Below are 20,348 nucleotides of genomic sequence, written 5' to 3'. Positions count from 1 at the left end.
AACAAAAACAGATAAAACAAAAAACAGAATGAAGACTTTAGGCAATCAACAAAGAACAGACCGATGGTTCAGAGCATGTCTGCTGATGGCAACCACAATACTGACCGTCAACTGTGCGAACGACAATAGCATGCCACAGCCCGAGCAAAAAGAGAATGGCGGAAAAGTTCCTGCTGGAGCGACCGTATTCAGCGGTGAGACTCAAGCCGAAGCCACCACACGCACGGCCATCGTAGGCCACACGAAAGGCAGCGGCGCAGCCGTAACCTGGTCGGTCACGGACAAAATCTGGGTGAAGGACAATGGAGGCACGTGGCAGCAGAGCGGTACAGCAGTTTTTCCCGCAGCAGCCAAGACTTCGCATGCCAGGTTTGCACTCACCACCGGAGTTTACGGCAACCCCACGCACGATGTTGTCTACACCAACAAACCGATAGACGGCACGCAGCCTCAGGTCGAGATCAAGACACAGCAGACGCAGTCGGCCGCCAACAACTTTGACCATGCTGGCGAGTCGGGCGACTGTGCCATTGCCACAGCCACAGCAAGCGACGGTGTCACCGACTACGATTTCACTCTCGACCACAAGGCTTCCTACCTCTGTCTGATTCCCCGCTCCTCCAATGCCTACGTACATCGCAGCAAGCTCACGAAGATAGAAATCGTTTCCGACGATGATATTGCCGGCACCTACAACATTGCCACCGACGGAACACTCACCCTTGCCTCGGGTGGCTCCAGAACCATCACGCTGACCACAGGCAGCGGATTCGAACTTGACAACACGACCGACGACATGGGCAAGAACGCCTCTTATGTCGTCATCGCTCCCGGCACCCACTCGCTTCGCATCCGCTATTGGCTGAAGAACACGGTAGACGGATTTTATAAGCCATACAATATGGGCGGCCAGGTTCAACCTATAGAGGGAACCATCACCAAATACGTGACCATGGATTTCAAGCCGGGCAAGATGCAGGACATTACGTCGAATCTCGACTTTCAGACCAACAACGACTACAAGAACTACTACATGTGGGATGCCAAACAGAACTATTGGTGGCAGCATGAATGGAATCCTGCCAATCCCTCAGACCCCAATATCTGGCAGCCCACTTTCGGATTCGACGGAGGCAATCCCAATTATCCCACGGCATCGGATCCCGACCGCTATTACAATCCTGTACCTATAGGATCAGCTCATATTTATGCCTCAAATTCTTGCGCCATCTGCCCCAATACGAACGAATTGGAGTGGTATGCCCAGAAAGGCAATCCACATTGGGACGATGAACTGTGGCTCATGATGGGGCATCTTTTCCGCGGTCGTTTGTGGCTGAAGAAAAAAGCAAAAATAGCTTTTGACAATTCCACAACCGAGTCCGCAATGGCAGCAGCAGCGCCCAATGGAGTAAACATGCGCGATGATCCCCCAAGTCTTGAAAGTTATAATCTTTCGCACGATCTGCCAAAGATCAGCGAGCTAAATGATTATTTCTATCTGTACGCTGCTGGTTATTATTTAGGCAGTCAATTATACATGTCTGATTATTGGCAAGGAACATATTGGTCATCGGATGGCCATCACAGTTTTACTAATTATGCCTGTTTCTTCAATTTTACAAGTACAGAAATCTCTATAATGTCCGCCAACAATACTCGTAATTATGGTCACATGGTCAAGGCATTCGAGTAGTCTCGTTTCCGCATCAGAGTTCAATTACGGATGAAAGAAAAATAATGCTTTCGAGGCATCAGAAGTATAGGGCATTCCTCCCCCCTTGGATGCACCGCCACCCGATGCGGCATCGTTTCCACCCGTCGTGTATGTTCCAAACATGCGGGCCGGCGCCCGTTTCCCAATATTGGGAAAGCGCAAAAAGGAGAAAAAACGGCCGTCCCAGTACTGGGAAAGCATAAAAAAGGAAAAAACAGCGTTTCCCAACATTGGGAAAGCACAAAACGAAGAAAAAACGGCCGTCCCAGTACTGGGAAAGCATAAAAAGGAGAAAAACAGCGTTTCCCAACCGTGGGAACACAAAAAACATCGCATTAATCTCAAATTCAAAACAAGATGGAAACCAAAAAAATCTATCTGCACCAGCTCCACAACATGGAGCACTACCAGTTTGCCGACCGCGTGCTCACGCTCTGCAAGGAGGCGAAGACCGAGAAGCTCACCGCCGTGCTCGGGCCCCTCGAGGCTGCCGTGGCCGCCGAGGACAAGGCCCTCAACCAGCCCCGAACGGAGCCCAACACGCAGAAGATGCGCGAGGCCGACGAGCGGCGCGACAGGTCGTACCAAGCCCTGCGCCTCGCCGTGGCCCTGCACCTGCACAGCACGGACGCGGCCACGCAGGCCGCCGCCGAGGCCGTGAACCGCGTGATGGAGGCCTACCCCAACGTCACGGCATCGAACTACGACAAGGAGACGGGGCTCATCCGCAACCTCGTGGCCGACCTGGGCACGGACGACATGGCACAGCACGTGACGAAGATCGACGCCGACCTGTACGTGAACCGGCTGGAGATGGACAACACGGTGTTCGACAAGCTCTTCCACGCGCAGCTCAAGACGGGCGTGACGGCCGGCGCATTCGACGTGAAGCAGCTGCGGGCCGCGACGGACCGTGCGCTGTCGGCCGTGCTGCGCCGCGTCGAGGCGCTGGACGAGCTGGAGCCCTCGGCACCCATCGCCTCGCTCATCACGCAGTACAACAACTTAGTGGACAACCGCCGCACACTCTTGGCCCACCGCGCGGGCACGTCGCAGACAGCACGCGACCGCCGCCGGGCTGAGCACGAGGCGCATCTGCGGCCGGGTTTCGCCGCGCTGGAGCAGCAGCTGGGGCTTGCGGCCGGCAGCCTGTCGTTCACGGGCAAGACGGAGGGGACGGGGGCGAAGCGGCACTACGAGCTCGTCGTGGCGGGCCAGACCACGCCCGACGGCCAGCCCAAGACCATCTGGGTGGGGCAGAACAAGAACGGCTCCCTCTTTGTGTACGAGAAAGTGGAGGGGTGAACCGCGTCGGGTTCAAAAGACAACGGCATTTCACATGGGTTCAAAAGGCAACGACATGTCGCATAGGTTCAAAAGACAACAACGTGTCGCATGGGTTCAAAAGACAACGACCAACAACCATAAACAACGCTACGCCACGGTATAAATGTTGTTATCCGTTGTTCCCAGTTGTCTTTGCCAACATGAACGGACACGCACGGGGGCAAGAACATTGCACACCGCATCGCGTTCAAAAGACAACGACCAACAACCATAAACAACGCTACGCCACGGTATAAATGTTGTTATCTGTTGTTCCCAGTTGTCTTTGCCAACATGAACGGACACGCACGGGGGCAAGAACATTGCACACCGCATCGCGTTCAAAAGACAACGACAAACAACAACAAACAACGCTGCGCCACGGCATAAATGTTGTTATCCGTTGTTCCCAGTTGTCTTTGCCAACATGAACGGACACGCACGGGGGCAAGAACATTGCACACCGCATCGCGTTCAAAAGACAACGACAAACAACAACAAACAACGCTGCGCCACGGCATAAATGTTGTTATCCGTTGTTCCCAGTTGTCTTTAACCCACCGATTGACAGTTGTATGAACGGACACACACGGGGGGCATCCATCCCTTTACACAGACAAGGTAACTACAATACACCTCTATATTGTGTTTTTATAATATCTCTTTTTGTGCGGGCTGTGTCGTGAGACACGGCCCGCGATTCTGTTTTAGGCATGCGGGCGGCCGCGCATCGCGTCGTGTGTTCCAAACGGCGGGCTTAAATACCACAAACATGGTAGCCGATATGCCCTGTTTGTGCGATTGCGGCGCATGGGTTTTTGCCGTAACTTTGCAGCAGAGAATCAGAACGATGCAAACAGCTTTTGCAATTCAAAATTCATAATTCAAAATTAGACGGAGGATAAGATTTTATGGCAAAGATTTTCAAGCGTATTACAGATTTAGTGGGCCGCACACCGCTCGTGGAGCTGGCCAAGTATTCGGCTTTGCGGGGTGCCGGCACCCCTGTTGTGGCCAAGGTGGAGTCGTTCAATCCCGGTGGCAGCGTGAAAGACCGCATCGCCCTGGCCATGATCGAGGCCGCCGAAGCCCAGGGGTTGCTCAAGCCCGGAGCCACCATCATCGAGCCCACGAGCGGCAACACCGGCGTGGGGCTGGCCCTGGTCTCGGCCGTCAAGGGCTACAAGCTCATCCTGACCATGCCCGAGACTATGAGCATGGAGCGGCGCAACCTGGTGAAAGCCTATGGAGCCCAGGTGAAACTCACCAGCGGAGCGGCCGGCATGGGCGGTGCCATCAAGGCCGCCGAGGAGCTGCGCGACTCCATTCCAGGCTCGATAATCCTGGGGCAGTTCGTGAATCAGGCTAACCCGCAGCGGCACTACGACACCACGGGGCTGGAAATCTGGGAAGACACCGACGGGCAGGTAGACATCTTCGTGGCCGGCGTGGGCACGGGCGGAACGGTGTCGGGCATTGGCCGGAGACTCAAGGAGAAGAACCCCGGGGTGAAGATTGTGGCTGTGGAGCCCAGCGCATCGCCCGTGTTGAGCGGCGGCACCGCCGGCCCGCACAAGATTCAGGGCATCGGTGCAGGCTTTGTTCCCGCTACTTATGACGCTTCCGTGGTGGACGAGGTGGTGCGCGTGGACAACGACGATGCCATTCTGGCCGGTCGCCAACTGGCCCAACAGGAGGGTCTGCTCGTGGGCATCTCGTCGGGGGCGGCCGCCTTTGCCGCCACCGAGCTGGCCCGCCGCCCTGAGAATGCGGGCAAGCGCATCGTGGTGTTGCTGCCCGACACGGGCGAACGCTACCTCTCCACCGTGCTCTACGCCTTTGACGAGTATCCGCTTTAAGGCGTAGGAACAGTGCCGCAGACGGGAGCGTTTCAGAACAATAACCACGATTTATATGCAGGGATACACCTCGTGTGTGTCCCTGCATGCCGTTTTACATTCGGGCATACAGGGCGTATGTCCCTACAATTTGGCAATAGTTCAGCATTTTGACACGCCCTTATCTTGTTGTTGATGCGGTGGTAGACATACCGAAACTTTCGTTTCGCTGCAAATTTTTGGGGAGATTTTTGGCTATTGCCCATTGTTTTTTGACACCTTTTCAGTATTTTTGTCCCCATCAAATCGAGGCTCGGCTTGAGTCCTACCGGCTTGACCGTCTTTATCAATCCCAAACCGCATGCAGATCAGCAAATACTTGGTGGCCAATTCTCACGACAGTCTGTGGGGGCTTACGGTCTCTACCGTGGGCTACGAGGAGATTTTGCCCGGTGAAGAATACCCCACCCACGGCCATGCCGACGGCTACTACTTCAACCTCGACAAGGGACGCATCCTGAACGAATACCAGTTGCTCTACATCATTGAGGGCGAGGGCGTGTTCCATTCGGCCCGCGTGGCCGAAGCCCGGCTCAAGGCCGGCGACCTGTTCCTGCTCTTCCCGCAGGAGTGGCACAGCTATCATCCCGAGCCGGCCACGGGGTGGAAGAGCTACTGGATTGGGTTCAAGGGGCAGAATGTGGACAGCCGTGTGCGGGCCGGATTCCTCGCGCCCGACAAGCCTGTCTACCATGTGGGCTTCTCAAGCCGCCTTGACGAGCTCTACCGCTTTGCCTACCAGACGGCCCTCGACGAGAGCGCTTACGTGCAACAGACGCTGGCAGGCGTGGTGAACCTGCTCATCGGACTGATGTATTCGCTGGAACGCAACAACGAATTGAACAGCAACCACAAGCACGTGGACATGGTGAACCATGCCCGCCGACGCATCCGTGAGTCGCTGGAGGCCGACCTCACCATCCAGCAGATAGCCAAGGAGATGAACGTGAGCTACAGCAATTTCCGCAAGCTCTTCAAGGAATTTACCGGCGTCTCCCCGGCCCTCTACCAGCAAGACCTGCGTCTGCAGCGGGCCAAGGAGCTGCTGACCACCACCGATCTCAGCATCAAGCAGATTGCCTATCAGTTGCGTTTCGAGTCGCCCGACTATTTCTCGTCCAAGTTCAAGATAAAGACCGGCATGAAGCCCAGCGACTTTCGGGAGCAGACCCGGTAGGGGAGTCCCTGCGGGAAAAACGAAACGACGCCGCCACAAATCCGTAGCATCGGATCTGTGACGGCGTCGCGGTTTTTTCCTGACGGCGTAAAGGCGCGGCGATTACGCCGCAACCGCCGTGCGATGACGGTGCAATCGCAGGGCCTTTACGGTGCAATCGCAGGGCCGTTGCGGCGGCATCAAATCGGAGTGGTGAGGACAAACGTGCGCAACCCCCAGTAGCTCAGGATGCCGAGAGCGTAGCCCACGAAAGCAATCAAGCTGATGTGACGCATGTACCAGCCGAAAGTGATCTTCTCCAGACCCATTACCACCACGCCGGCGGCCGAGCCGATGATGAGCATCGAGCCGCCCACGCCGGCACAGTAGGCCAGCAGTTGCCAGAAGATGCCGTCCACGGCCATGTCGCCTGTGGCGGTCACGGGATACATGCCCATGCAGCCAGCCACCAGCGGCACGTTGTCGACGATGCTCGACAGCACGCCGATGATGCCCGTCACGGCATAGTGGTTGCCGTCGAAAGCGGTGTTGAGGCCCTGGCCCAGGGCCGTGAGCACGCCCACTTCTTCGAGACAGGCCACGGCCATGAGGATGCCGAGGAAGAAGAGAATGGTGCTCATGTCGATGTTGTGCAGCAGGTTGGAGACGCGCTTGCCCGTGCCCTCACGGTCGGCCCCGCAGTGCAGGTTGCGGTAGAACAGCTCTGTCGTGGTCCACAGAATGCCCAGCACGAGCAGGATGCCCACGAAAGGAGGCAGCCCTGTAACGGCCTTGAACACCGGCACGAGCACCAATCCGCCCACGCCGACGAGGAACACCGCCTTGCGCTGGCGGCTCGAAAAGTCGAGCACCTCGTAGTCGCTCTTCATCGGCATGTCGCCGGCGGTCTCCAGTTCGCCCCGCAGCGAGTATTGCAGGATGAGGGCGGGCACCACCATCGACACCAGCGAGGGAACGAGAATCTCCGTGATGACGCCGGCCGCCGTGATAACGCCCTTGTTCCAAAGCATGATGGTGGTGACGTCGCCAATGGGCGAAAAGGCCCCGCCCGAGTTGGCCGCGATGATGACCAGCGAGGCATAAACGATGCGGTCCTTGTGGTCGTGGACCAGCTTGCGCAGTATCATAATCATCACAATGCTTGTGGTGAGGTTGTCGAGAATGGCCGAGAGGATGAACGTCATAAAGGCTATTCGCCACAACAGCGTGCGTTTACTGCGCGTGCTCATGGCGGTGCGCACCCAGTTGAAACCGCCGTTTTGATCGACGATTTCCACGATGGTCATGGCCCCCATGAGGAAGAAGAGGGTGGTGGAAGTGCTTCCCAGATGGTGCTCGATGGCGTCGCTCACCTCGCTGAGCAGCGCGGGGCCGGTGGCTCCAGGGATATAACTGCCGGGCGACACCATGAAGAGCGTCCAGCATGCGGCAAACATCAGCAAGGCCACGGCGGCCTTGTTCACTTTGGTCATGCTCTCAAGGGCGATGAAAAGATAGCCCACGCAGAAAGCGACGACGATGGCAATGGTTAAGGTTGACATGCTTTTGATACGTTAAGAAATGGGGAATGGCGGGCCCGCGGCCGGCATGAGGCCGCCCCGGCACCGTGGCTGCAAAGTTACGCAAAATCTCAAAACCTTGGGCTCAAAAATCAAATTATTATGGCAGCCCCTTGGAAAATCGTCTAATTTTGCCGCGACGATAAGACAAATCCCTAACCCCTCATCCTAACAGCAACTCTCTATGGAAAATCGAAAATACTATTTTGCCGTAGACCTCGGGGCCACAAGCGGCCGCACCATCATCGGCACACTGGCCGGCGGACGGCTCGAACTGCAGGAGCTTACGCGCTTCGACAACGTGCTCATCGAGGTCGGAGGCCATGTCTACTGGGACATTTTCGCCCTCTATCACGAGGTTGTCAAGGGGCTGCGGCTGGCTGCCGAACGTTGCATTCCCCTGAGCAGCATCGGCATCGACACCTGGGGCTGCGACTTCGTATGCGTGGGCGACGACGGCCAGATACTGCGCAACCCGCTGGCTTACCGCGACCCCCACACGGCGGCGGCGATGGAAACCTATTTCAGCGAGGCCGTGGACAAGGCCACGGTCTACGCCAAGACGGGCATCCAGTTCATGAATTTCAACTCGCTGTTCCAGCTCTATCAGATGCAGCGCGACGGCAACACCGCCCTGCGCCACGCCTCGAAGGTGCTCTTTATCCCCGATGCCCTGAGCTATATGCTCACGGGACGGGCCGTGTGCGAGTACACGGTGGCCTCCACTTCGCAGCTGCTCAACCCCCTGACGGCCGACCTCGACGAGGAGCTGGTGGCCAGCCTGGGGATGCGGCGCGACCAGTTCGGGTCCATGACGACCCCCGCCACGGTGATTGGCGGGCTCACGCCCGAGGTGCAGCGCACCACGGGACTCGGGCCCGTGCCTGTGGTGGCCGTGGCCGGTCACGATACGGCCAGTGCCGTGGCGGCCGTGCCGGCGGCCGACGAGCAGTTTGCCTACCTCAGCTCGGGCACGTGGAGTCTCATGGGCATCGAGACGCGCCGGGCCGTCATCAACGGGCAGAGCTTCGAGCGCAACTTCACCAATGAGGGTGGCATTGAGGGCACCACGCGCTTCCTGAAGAACATCTGCGGCATGTGGATCTACGAGCGTTGCCGGCAAGAGTGGCCCGAAGAGAAGGCCCGCGGCCATGCCGCGCTGCAGCGTGAGTCGATGGATTGTGAGTCTTTCCGCAGCCTCATCAATCCCGACGACGCCTGTTTTGCCAATCCGCCGTCGATGGTTGCCGCCATTGACGACTATTGCCGGCGCACCGGTCAGCCCGTGCCGCGCACGCCGGCCGAGTACTGTCGCTGCATCTTCGAGTCGCTGGCCCTGCGCTACCGCCAGGTGTTCACGTGGCTGCGGGAGTTTGCCGACTTCGACATCCGCGTGCTCCACATCATCGGCGGCGGCTCGCTCAATGCCTATCTCGACCAGTTCACGGCCAACTCGTGCGGTGTCGTCGTGCTGGCCGGACCCCAGGAAGGCACGGCCATTGGCAACGTCATGCTTCAGGCCAAGGCCGCCGGCGACGTGGCCGACGTGTGGGACATGCGCCGCATCATCGCCCGGTCGGTGGAGCTGAAACGCTTCGAGCCCCAGGACAAGGCCGTGTGGGACGAGGCCTACGCCCGCTGGACAGACCTCACCAAGTAGGCCGCCGCACTGCCGGCACCCCCGTTTTCCGCAATATTCATCATTAAAAAATACAATCGCAACATGAAATCAGAACTCATTGAAAAGAACTATGCGCTGGCCAAAGAGCGCTATGCTGCCCTCGGAGTAGACACCGACAAGGCACTGGAAACCCTCGAAAAGACCCCCATCTCCCTGCACTGCTGGCAGGCCGACGACGTGGTGGGCTTTGAACGCAATGAAGCTGCCTCGGGCGGCATCCAGACTACGGGCAACTATCCCGGCAAGGCCCGCAACATTGACGAGCTGCGTCAGGACATCGACAAGGTGACCTCGATGCTCGCCGGCTCGTTCCGACTGAACCTGCACGAGACTTACGGCGACTTCGGCGGACGGTTTGTCGACCGCGACCAGGTGGAGGCCAAGCACTTTGAGAGCTGGATGCAGTGGGCCAAGGAGCACAATTTGAAGCTCGACTTCAACTCCACCTCGTTCTCGCATCCCAAGAGCGGCAGCCTCACGCTCTCGAATCCGGACAAGGAAATCCGCGAATTCTGGATCGATCATACCAAGCGTTGCCGCCGCATTGCCGATGCCATGGGCAAGTATCAGGCCGATCCTTGCATCATGAATATCTGGGTGCACGACGGCTCCAAGGACTATACCGTGGAGAAATTCCGCTATCGTCAGATTCTGAAAGAGAGCTTGGACGAGATCCTTGCCGAGCAGCTGCCCGACATGAAATCCTGTCTGGAAGCCAAGCTCTTTGGCATCGGGCTGGAGGCCTACACCGTGGGCTCGCACGATTTCTACGCCGGATACTGCGCCAAGAACAACGTGATCTACACGCTCGACACCGGCCACTACGAGCCGACGGAGAATGTGAGCGACGCCGTTTCGTCGCTGCTGCTCTTCGTTCCCGAGCTCATGCTCCACGTGTCGCGGCCCATGCACTGGGATTCCGACCACGTGACGCTCTTCGACGACAACACGCGCAACCTCTTTGCAGAGCTTGTACGTGCCGGCCAATTGCACCGCGCCCACATCGGTCTGGACTATTTTGATGCCTCCATCGACCGTATAGGGGCCTATATTATAGGTACGCGCGCCACGCAGAAGAGCCTGCTTCAGGCTTTCCTGGAGCCGCTCGAGCTGCTGCGAAAGTACGAGGACGAGGACAAGCTCTTCCAGCGTCTGGCCCTGCTCGAAGAGGCAAAGACCCTGCCCATGGGCGCCGTCTACGACTACTACAACTATACGCACAATGTGCCTGTTGCCGAAGACTTCATCGCCGACATCGAGAAGTACGAGCAGGAGGTGACGTTCAAGAGAAAATAATAAGGTAGGCCCCTTGTCCCGGCAGACTGCCGCGGGCGGGGGCTTTTGCTGTTATGGACATCATCATCGGATTACTCATCATTGCTGTCGGCGCCTTCTGCCAGTCGAGTTGCTACGTCCCCATCAACAAGATCAAGGGTTGGAGTTGGGAGAGCTACTGGGTGGTACAAGGCGTTTTTGCGTGGCTGGTGCTGCCGTGCCTCGGCGCGCAGCTGGCCGTTCCGGCGGGCCACAGCCTGCTGGAACTCTGGGCCGGTGCGCCCGCGTTCAGTCTCTGGATGACCGTGCTCTTCGGAGTGCTCTGGGGCGTGGGCGGCCTTACGTTCGGTCTCTCCATGCGCTATCTGGGTGTGGCCCTCGGGCAGTCCATCGCGCTGGGCACTTGCGCCGGGCTGGGCACCGTCATGGGGCCCGTGTTGCTCAATGTGTTCTTCCCCGAACTCGACGCGCTCAGTGCCCTCACCACGGCCGTGATTCTCGGCGTGGTGGTTACGCTCGTCGGCATTGCCATCATTGGAGTGGCCGGCTCCATGAAGGCCAGCTCGCTCAGCGAGGAGGAGAAACGGGCGGCTGTCAAGGACTTCAACTTTCCCAAGGGCCTGGCCATTGCGTTGCTGGCCGGCTTCATGAGCGGCTGTTTCAACGTGGGACTCGAGTTTGGCAAGGACATCAACTTCGGCGAACTCACGCCCGCCATGTACAAAACACTGCCTGCCACGGCCCTCGTGACGCTGGGCGGCTTTGTCACCAACGCCGTCTACTGCTTCTGGCAGAACCAGAAAAACCACACCTGGGCCGACTACACCCGGCGCGACGTGTGGGGCAACAACCTGCTGTTCTGCCTGTTGGCCGGTGCGTTGTGGTACAGTCAGTTCTTCGGTCTCTCGTTGGGCAAGGGCTTTCTCACGGGTTCGCCCACGCTCATGACGCTCTCGTTCTGCATCCTCATGGCCCTCAACGTGGTGTTTTCCAACGTGTGGGGCATCATCCTCAAGGAGTGGAAGGGCTGCTCGCGCAGTACCATCGCCGTGCTCGTCGTGGGCATTGCGGTGCTCATCCTTTCCTCGTTCTTGCCGCAGTTCCTCGGATAGCCATCCGGCTGCGGTCGTCATCATCCGGGCATGTTGTGCCGATTGGCGCTGCCCGGATGTTTCCGATACATGCGAAATACGTATGTTTTTCGGAATTTAAAGCTTAAATACTCATCATTAAAAACCTCTACAATGAAACAATCTCAAGGAAACAGGTCTAAAAACCACTTGTCGCGGCTGCTGTTCACGACATCTTTCCTGCTCTGCACCTCCATGGCTGTCGCCCAAAATCGGGTGACAGGAACCGTGGTCGACTCCAATGGCGAGCCCGTCATTGGGGCCAGCGTCATCATTCAAGGCACTTCACAAGGCACGGTGACCGACCTCGACGGCCACTTTTCCATCGCCGGAGTGAAAGATGGACAGACAATAACCGTGTCGTATGTGGGCTTCGAGAGCCGGTCGGTAACGGCTCGCGGCACAGCCCCTTTGGCCATAACGCTGACCGAAGACAAGCTGAATCTGGACGAAGTAGTGGTCATAGGCTACGGCTCAGTAAAGAAACGCAACCTGACATCGGCGGTTGCAAAGATGGACAATAAGGGCATTCAGGACAGGCCGCTGGCTCGTGCCGAGCAGGCCTTGCAGGGGCAGCTGGCCGGCGTGACCGTGCGAACGGTGAGTGGTGAGCCGGGTGCCGACCAGCAGATTCGCGTGCGCGGGGCTGCTTCTGTCAATGCCAGCAGCGACCCGCTTTACGTTGTTGACGGTGTGCCGCAGAACACAATCAGCAACCTTAACCCCAATGACATCCAAAGTATAGAGGTGCTCAAGGATGCCGCTTCGGCAGCCATCTATGGAAGTCGAGGCAGCAATGGCGTGGTCATTGTGACCACCAAGCGTGGCAAAAACGGCAAGCCTACAGTGACATTCAATGCCAGTGTGGGCTTTCAGTCCCCGGAAAAGAAGCTCGACATCATGTCGGCCCAGGAGTGGATGCAGTTCAAAATGCGATGGAACGACCAGTACTACCTGAACACTGCGGCCAGTCGCGGGGTGACCAATGCCAGTATTACCGATGACAATGCCACGCGTATGGCCAACATTGGCGGCTCTATGTCGAAACCCAACTACATGGTTGTACTCGACAACCGCTGGTTCCAGTATCTTGATCCCTCGGTTGCCGCAGCCCACGGCTACACGGTGACAGGCAACGAAGGCAGCTTGGCACTGCTGGATTGGCAGGATCGCTGTTTCCGCAATGCCATGATTCAGAACTACGATGTCTCCGTCTCCGGCGGCACTGACGCGCTGTCTTACATGGTCTCCGGCGGCTATATGCGGCAGGATGGCCTTGTGGTGGGCACAGACTATCAGCGTGTCAACCTGCGAGCCAACGTGGAAAGCAAAATCAACAAATACCTTACCATCGGCCTGAATCTGGCCCCCACCTACATCATTGTCAACGGATCGGGGCTGGCCAATGGCAAGGACGCCATGGTTCATCACATTGTTTCGGCCACGCCCGTGGCTGAACCCGATGCCGGCTATTATACCAACCGGCAGCCTTATTTGAAGTATGACTGGGCCGGAACGCCCTCGCCGCTGGCCACGCTGGAGCAGAACATCAACCGTAGCAACCGTGCACGTCTGGTGGCCAATGCTTTCATGCGCATTACTCCTATCGAAGATCTCAAGATCGAATTCTCGGGAGCGGCCAACTATTACGACGTGGACGGTCGGTCGTACAATTTCACCAGTGCCAGCGCTAACTGGACATCGGGCGAGGGATCGCAGTCGAGCGGCGGACATTCCACCTCTCGCGTGTGGTCCACTCTGGTACAGGCATTGGCTAATTACGACCATGACTTCGGCAAACACAACCTTAGTTTGATGGCCGGAGCCTCGCGCGAGAACAGCAATGTGGGCTTCAGCACCAACCAAACCTACAAGGCTCCTTTTGCCAATGATGCCATTACGGGCTCGTTCAACGGGAGTATTGTCACGCCAAACGCCAATACCGTGACCGAGTCTACCCCCAACAATCTGGTGTCGGTCTTCGGCCGCGCCTCCTATAACTACGCCGAACGTTATCTGTTGTCTGCCTCGTTGCGCTACGACGGCGGGTCTGTTTTTGGCGGTGACAACAAGTGGGGCGTGTTCCCTGCACTGAGTGCCGGCTGGCTTGTGAGCGAAGAAAAGTTCTGGAAAAACTGGAAACCCAGTTGGTGGAACACGTTCAAGCTGCGCGCTTCCTATGGTGTGACAGGCAACAACAACATCTCCAACACGGCCGCCTATGCCACACTGACAGCCGTTGCCTATGCCGGGGCGGCGGGGTTTAACGCCAATTCGCTGGGCAATGCCGACCTGGGATGGGAGAAGACCCACTCTACCGATGTGGCTTTCGACTTTGGTTTCCTCGACAACCGGCTGCAAGTGTCGCTCGACTGGTACACCAAACGCACCAAGGATTTGCTCTATCAGGTGCCCGTGGCCGGGGCTTCCGGCTTCACTTCCATCTGGGGCAACCTGGGCGAAATCAAGAATCGGGGTCTTGACGTAGAGCTCACCTCGCACAATATGACGGGCAAATTCAAGTGGGACACCTCTTTCAACGTATCATACAACACCAACGAGGTGGTGTCTCTCGGTACCGACAACACTCCCATCTACTCGGGATTCAACGGCACGGGTGACGGAGCCAACGCCTCAAATATCCTTGCCGTGGGCCATCCTGTCAACGCATTCTACATGTATGAGGCTGTGGGCGTGTGGAAATCACAGGCCGAACTCGATGCCTATGCCCAGGAATGCGGCGTGAAGAGAGTGACTTTCCAAGGCAAAGCCAACAAGCCCGGCGACATCCGCTACCGCGATGTGAACCACGACGGCAACATTACGCTCGACGATGACAGGGTATATCTGGGCCAGCCCACTCCCAAATGGACTTTCGGCATGACCAACACCTTCCAATGGAAAGGCTTCGATGCTTCCATGCTCATTACGGCCCAGCTGGGCGGAAAGATACTTGGCACGCTGGGTAGAGCCATCGACCGTCCGTCGATGGGCGCCCAAGGCAACGTGATGGACTGCTGGAACACGGCTTGGTGGAGCGAGAACGAGACGGGCGACGGCACCACGCCCTACATCTTCAGCAGTACTACGGGCGGACAAGTTGACTCTCGTTGGCTCTGGAGCTCCAACTATTTGAGCCTGAAGAACCTCACCATTGGCTATACTCTTCCTGTGAAGAGCAAGATTCTGCAGCGTGCCCGCATCTACGCGTCGTGCGAGAACCTGTTGCGATTTGATGATTACTACTCCGGCTTTTCTCCCGAAATTGCCAACGGCAAGTCGGGCGTGCCTGGTGGAGCATCGGCTCTGGGCATCGACTATGGCGGCTACCCCACGGCCCGGGTCTACACGCTGGGAGTTAATATCACGTTCTAACCAAATAGCTTTACATCATGAAACTAAGAAATATTCTATATTCCGGAGCCTTGCTCCTTGCCTTATCCTCGTGCAGTGACTTCTTGGAGCAGCCTCCCAAAAACCTCCTGTCGGCCGACGGTTTCTACCAGACGGCCGCCCAGGCCAACCAGGGAGTGCTGGGCATTTATGCCGACTTGCGCTACTTGGTGGAGCATGAGTATCATGAAATGTCGGAATACCGGTCGGACAATGTATGGTCCAACCCCACGCCCAACGGCCAGCGCGACTGCTCAGACATCAGCAATTTCCGGGCCGGCTCCGAGTTGGGCACCTTTGAAAGTGCCTGGGACGCCTGGTACAAGGTGATATTTGATGCCAACACGGCCATAGCCAAGCTCGGCAAAGCCAAGTTCAACAATGCCACGGTACAGGCCCAGCTGCTGAACGAGGCCCACTTCTTGCGGGGCTGGGCCTATTTCGAGCTGGTGCGTTTGTTCGGCAATGTGCCTGTGGTGCTCGAGCCATCGTCGCCCTCTGCGGTGAATGCCATAGCCCAGACCGACGGCAGAACCATCCTCGACAAGGTGGTGATACCCGAACTCAAGTACGGTCTCGACCTGCCGGACAAAGGCAACGTGACCGACGGTGCAGGGACCAAGGTGCCCGCGCAGGGGCGTGCCGACAAGACGGCCGCCGCCGCCATGCTGGCCCGTGTCTACATGACGCTGGCCGGAAATCCCTACAATGATGCCACGGCTACGGCCTCGGCCAAGACCTATTTGCAGCAGGTACTGGCCAATAAGGCACGTTACTGGGCACCCACCATTGCCGAATGGCGCAAGCAGTTCACCCCCGACGGCAACAATCTCTACTCGGTCTTTGCCATCCAGTACCGTGTCGGGGGCACGGGTAATCCCGGCATCTTCAGCATGGTGAAGTCGCTGCCGCCCTCCTATACCAACGGTGTGGGCGTGCGCCTTTTTGGCTACGACAACTTCGTGGAGAAGACGCTGCGCTTCGAGTTCAACCGTGTGTATTCCACGGGCAACAAAGATTTGCGGGGCGAGGGCTGGTCGCTGCTCGACGGTTATCCTGCCGAGGGCAACACCGTGGCCTATTCCAACGCCAAGGAACTGCTGACCGTGGACGGCGAGTCGGATTCTGTTTACGTGGAGAGCATCATCTACAAGCCCATCCCCTCCAAGCCCAAGCTGGACGCCCTGGGGCTCTCGATGAACTACAGCACGCTGAAAGACTACAACGACTGGCCCGTGAACTATGCCGTCATCCGCATAGAAGACATGATGTTGCTCCAGGCTGAAATACTCGTCGATGAGGGCAAGACGGCCGAAGCACTGGCCATTGTCAACGAGATTCGCAGTCGGGCCGGCATCGACCCCGTGGCCACCGACGTGGATGCAGCCACGGCCCGGAAATATGTGCGGCGCGAGCGGCGACTGGAACTCTTCGGCGAGGGTGTGCGATGGTTCGACCAAGTGCGCTACGGCACGTGGAAACAAGACATCATCGACATGTTCGCCCGCTACGGAAATCCCGAGGGGGCGAGTGCCTCCAACGTGGCCGACGGCCGCTATCTCTATCCCATTCCGGCCAATCAGATGAACATTACTCCCGGCTTGTACAAGCAGAACGCCGGGTATTGACCCCTTGTCTGCGGAGGCTCATTGCGGCCTTCGCAGACGTCCCATGCGGGACGGGCGTGCCAAAACACCGGCAAATGGTTGCCAAGACGTAGGGACATGCGTCCTGTATGTCAGAAAACTGAGCGATATGGGTGGACACACACGGGTTGTGTCCCTACAATTCCGGGGTGTTGGATAAGGTCGCCGGCGACGTGGACGACGTGTGTTTCACGGAATTTAAAGCTTAAATACTCATCATTAAAAACCTCTACAATGAAACAATCTCAAGGAAACAGGTCTAAAAACCACTTGTCGCGGCTACTGTTCACGACATCTTTCCTGCTCTGCACCTCCATGGCTGTCGCCCAAAATCGGGTGACAGGAACCGTGGTCGACTCCAATGGCGAACCCGTCATCGGGGCCAGCGTCATCATTCAAGGCACTTCACAAGGCACGGTGACCGACCTCGACGGCCACTTTTCCATACCTACCGTGCCCGCCAAAGCCACGATTGTGGTCTCGTATGTAGGCATGAAGACGCAGAGCGTCGGTGTCGACGGCCGCAGAGAAGTCAATGTTAAACTGATGGATGATTCCGAGACGCTGGACGAACTTGTTGTCGTGGGCTATGGCCAAATGCGCAAATCGGATCTCACGGGGGCCATGAGCCGTATTAATGCCAAGACCATCGAGGAGCGTCCGGTGCAGAATGCACTCCAAGCCATGCAGGGCAAGACTGCTGGCGTGGACATTACTACCAACAATCGACCGGGTGAACTCGGCGACATCCGCGTGCGAGGCAACCGCTCGCTGCTGGCCGACAACACGCCGCTCTACGTTGTTGACGGCATCCCTCTGACGGCAGGGTCGATGGCTGACCTCAATCCCAGCGACATAGAAAGCATAGAAGTGCTCAAGGACGCTTCGTCGACGGCAATCTATGGCAGCCGTGGTGCCAATGGCGTTATCCTAATAACGTCCAAGAAAGGCCAGAGCGGACGAGTGAGTATTAACTATGATGGCAGCTACATTTGGAACTCCTTGCACTCCACTACCGACTATATGAAGGCCGGACAACTGCTTGATTATACCCGTCAGGCCGCCATCACCGGGGGCACTTACAATGGTGCTTACGGCACGGCGCCCGACCCCGACCGCGACCGTGCCATCACAGGCATGGGCTCGGAAGACTGGACTCGGCGCGTCATGGCCACGGCCTATGCCTACAATGCAGACGGAACGCTGCAGATGCGGGCGGCTACGGCCGAGGAGATGGCGGCGGGATATGCCGCCCAAGTGCCGGTCTACGATTCGTCGCGCATGTTCAGTCAGGATTGGGGTAAGCTTGTGACACGTACCGGATTTACCCACAACCACCAAGTGAGTCTGTCTGCAGGAACGGACAAGAGCAAGCTCTACATGAGTATGGGCTATCTAAATCAGGATGTTCCACTCAAGGATCAAGACTACAAACGCTACACGGTGAACCTGAATGGCGAGATTAAACCGCTCGATTTCCTGACCGTAGGCATCGGTTTGAACGGGTCGCACTCCATCAAGAACTATGGCATTGTGAGCAACTTCGACAATTCTGTGGCCAAGGATTCCTACGGTCTGGCCATGGGAATCATGCCTTGGGTGCCGGCGTTCAACGAGGACGGCAGCTACCTTGTGGGCACCACCAACGGCCAGGCAGGCCACAACATAGCCAGCGATGTGGCTCATTCAACCAACGAGTACCGTTACTATGGCCTTAACCTGAGCTCTTATTTCGAGGTGGGTTTCGGCAAAATCTGGGCCCCGTTGGACGGTCTTCGCTGGCGCACGAACTTCGGTTCGCAGTTCCGCCAGTCGCGTTATGGCAGCTACTATGACGAGGAATGGTCCAATGTCTACGGCTTCGATTCTACCGAGCCAAAGGTGGGATACAACAACCAGAGCACCAACATGAGCTGGACTTTAGAAAATCTTCTTTACTACGACAAGGACTTTTCCAAGATACACCACTTGGGTGTGACGCTGATGCAGAGTGCTGAAAAGTATCGCACGGAGGGCATCAACATCCGCGCCTACGAGATTGTCTACCCCACATCCATGTGGTACGACCTGGGCAACTCCAACAAAGACAAGGTGAGCTACGGCACCAACTACAGCAATTGGACGCGTGCTTCGTGGATGGCCCGTGTGAACTACAGCCTCATGGACCGCTACCTGCTCACACTGACAGGCCGTTACGACGGTGCCAGCGTGCTGGCCGAGGGCCACAAATGGGACTTCTTTCCGTCGGCTGCACTGGCTTGGAAGATCAACGAGGAGAGTTTCCTGAAAGGGGTAAAATGGATAGACCAGTTGAAAATACGCCTGGGTTACGGTGTGACGGGCAACTCTTCCGTATCGCCTTATTCGACTGCTGGAAGCGTGACCTCCACTTACGCCAAGATTCCTTTCGGCTATGGCGGGTCGGTGAGCAACACCAATGGTGCCAAGCCCGACGTGATGCCCAACTATGTGCTGGGCTGGGAGAAGACGGCTTCGACCAATGTCGGCATTGACTTCAGCTTCCTGAACAGCCGCATCTACGGAAGTCTGGAATACTATGTAGCCAATACATCCGACGTGATTATGAACCGCACGATACCCGTCATCACGGGCTACGCCCAGATTCGCTCCAACATTGGCAAGACACAGAACCGCGGTTTTGAAGCCACGCTCAATGCCGTTCCGGTGAAATCGAAGCAATTTAGTTGGGAGACTTCCGTATCGTTCACCACCAACAAGGAGAAGATCGTGGAACTCTCGAACGGCAAAGTGGACGAGCCGGGCAACACTTGGTTCATCAAAAGCCCTCTCAACGTGTACTATGATTACCGGCTTGACCGTCTGTGGCAGGACACCGACGAAGACCGAATGATGATGGCAGCCTACAACTCGAAGAAGCTGACGTTCCTCCCCGGCCAGTACAAGATAGCGGATCAACCCATGGTTCTGGTCGATGCAGGCACGCCGGGCGCCACGAAATTTACCTATGAGGGCAAGGACTACTACTTTGCCGACAACGGTTTTGGCAAGTTCGACAACGACGACAAGGTGGTCTATCAGAAGAGTCCCAAATGGAGTTTCGGTTGGACCAACACCTTTACCTACCGCGATCTCTCGCTGAGCATCTTTGCTTACGGCCGTTTTGGCAACACCTACTACGGTCTGGCACAGACCATAGGCCGCCGGGTGGAGCACGACACCTGGAGTCCCACGAACACTGGAGCCAAATTTGCCCAGCCCACCACGGCCACGCGCACCACCACCTACGACTATGTGCGCAACTATACCAAGGGCAACATGGTCATCATTCGCAACATCTCGCTCAGTTACAACCTGCCCAAGAAGGTCACGTCGCGCTTTGGCGCTAACACCGCCTCGGCCTATGTGCAGGTGCTTAACCCGTTCCTCTTCGGCGGCGAACTGGTCAAGGCCGGTATAAACCCTGACGACATCACAGGCTGGGACGCGTCCAACCATAATGGCGGACAGACCAACAACACCTGTATCACCCGCAGCTTTGTACTCGGCGTTCGTCTCGGATTCTAA

At 57.2% G+C, this 20,348-nt stretch carries 11 protein-coding genes; 10 read left to right on the top strand and 1 reads right to left on the bottom strand.

What is annotated here, in order from left to right:
* The first annotated feature begins 28 nt into the window (after positions 1-28).
* The 4 genes from PREDE_RS04865 (at position 29) to PREDE_RS04845 (ending at position 6,118) form a co-directional block, all read left to right on the top strand.
* Positions 29-1,696: a hypothetical protein gene (locus tag PREDE_RS04865; protein ID WP_015298503.1), complete on the top strand. Its 1,668-nt coding sequence runs from the start codon at positions 29-31 to the stop codon at positions 1,694-1,696.
* Positions 1,697-2,074: 378 nt separating this feature from the next.
* Entirely contained in the window at positions 2,075-3,022 is a 948-nt protein-coding gene (locus PREDE_RS04855) for a DUF6261 family protein (protein ID WP_015298502.1), read from the top strand.
* A 932-nt stretch (positions 3,023-3,954) separates the two neighbouring features.
* Complete coding sequence (gene cysK / locus PREDE_RS04850; RefSeq protein ID WP_005844659.1) at positions 3,955-4,902, top strand: cysteine synthase A; 948 nt, start codon at positions 3,955-3,957, stop codon at positions 4,900-4,902.
* A 340-nt stretch (positions 4,903-5,242) separates the two neighbouring features.
* A complete protein-coding gene (locus PREDE_RS04845; RefSeq protein ID WP_005844657.1) occupies positions 5,243-6,118 on the top strand; it encodes an AraC family transcriptional regulator in 876 nt (291 codons plus the stop codon).
* Positions 6,119-6,297: 179 nt separating this feature from the next.
* On the opposite strand, the gene nhaD is transcribed toward PREDE_RS04845, so the two are convergent.
* On the bottom strand, positions 6,298-7,659 hold the full coding sequence (nhaD, locus tag PREDE_RS04840; protein ID WP_005844656.1) for a sodium:proton antiporter NhaD: 1,362 nt from the start codon (positions 7,657-7,659) through the stop codon (positions 6,298-6,300).
* Between the two features lie 202 nt (positions 7,660-7,861).
* Between nhaD and PREDE_RS04835 the strand changes: the two genes are divergently transcribed.
* The 6 genes from PREDE_RS04835 (at position 7,862) to PREDE_RS04810 (ending at position 20,348) form a co-directional block, all read left to right on the top strand.
* Positions 7,862-9,337, top strand: coding sequence for a rhamnulokinase (locus PREDE_RS04835; protein WP_005844654.1), 1,476 nt, complete (start codon positions 7,862-7,864; stop codon positions 9,335-9,337).
* Between the two features lie 63 nt (positions 9,338-9,400).
* Positions 9,401-10,654 carry an L-rhamnose isomerase gene (locus tag PREDE_RS04830; protein ID WP_005844652.1) on the top strand — a complete coding sequence of 418 codons (1,254 nt, stop codon included), beginning with the start codon at positions 9,401-9,403 and terminating at the stop codon, positions 10,652-10,654.
* A 53-nt stretch (positions 10,655-10,707) separates the two neighbouring features.
* Positions 10,708-11,745, top strand: a complete 1,038-nt coding sequence (locus PREDE_RS04825; protein ID WP_005844650.1) for an L-rhamnose/proton symporter RhaT — start codon at positions 10,708-10,710, stop codon at positions 11,743-11,745.
* Positions 11,746-11,877: 132 nt separating this feature from the next.
* The gene (locus PREDE_RS04820; RefSeq protein ID WP_005844648.1) at positions 11,878-15,138 is read left to right on the top strand and encodes a SusC/RagA family TonB-linked outer membrane protein; all 3,261 of its coding nucleotides are present in this window, start codon (positions 11,878-11,880) and stop codon (positions 15,136-15,138) included.
* A 17-nt stretch (positions 15,139-15,155) separates the two neighbouring features.
* Positions 15,156-16,784 carry a RagB/SusD family nutrient uptake outer membrane protein gene (locus PREDE_RS04815; RefSeq protein WP_005844646.1) on the top strand — a complete coding sequence of 543 codons (1,629 nt, stop codon included), beginning with the start codon at positions 15,156-15,158 and terminating at the stop codon, positions 16,782-16,784.
* A gap of 252 nt (positions 16,785-17,036) precedes the next feature.
* A complete protein-coding gene (locus tag PREDE_RS04810) occupies positions 17,037-20,348 on the top strand; it encodes a SusC/RagA family TonB-linked outer membrane protein (protein ID WP_005844643.1) in 3,312 nt (1,103 codons plus the stop codon).

The organism is Prevotella dentalis DSM 3688 (genome assembly GCF_000242335.1).
Taxonomy (GTDB): Bacteria; Bacteroidota; Bacteroidia; order Bacteroidales; family Bacteroidaceae; genus Prevotella; species Prevotella seregens.
This window is presented reverse-complemented; position numbering and strand designations above follow the sequence as displayed.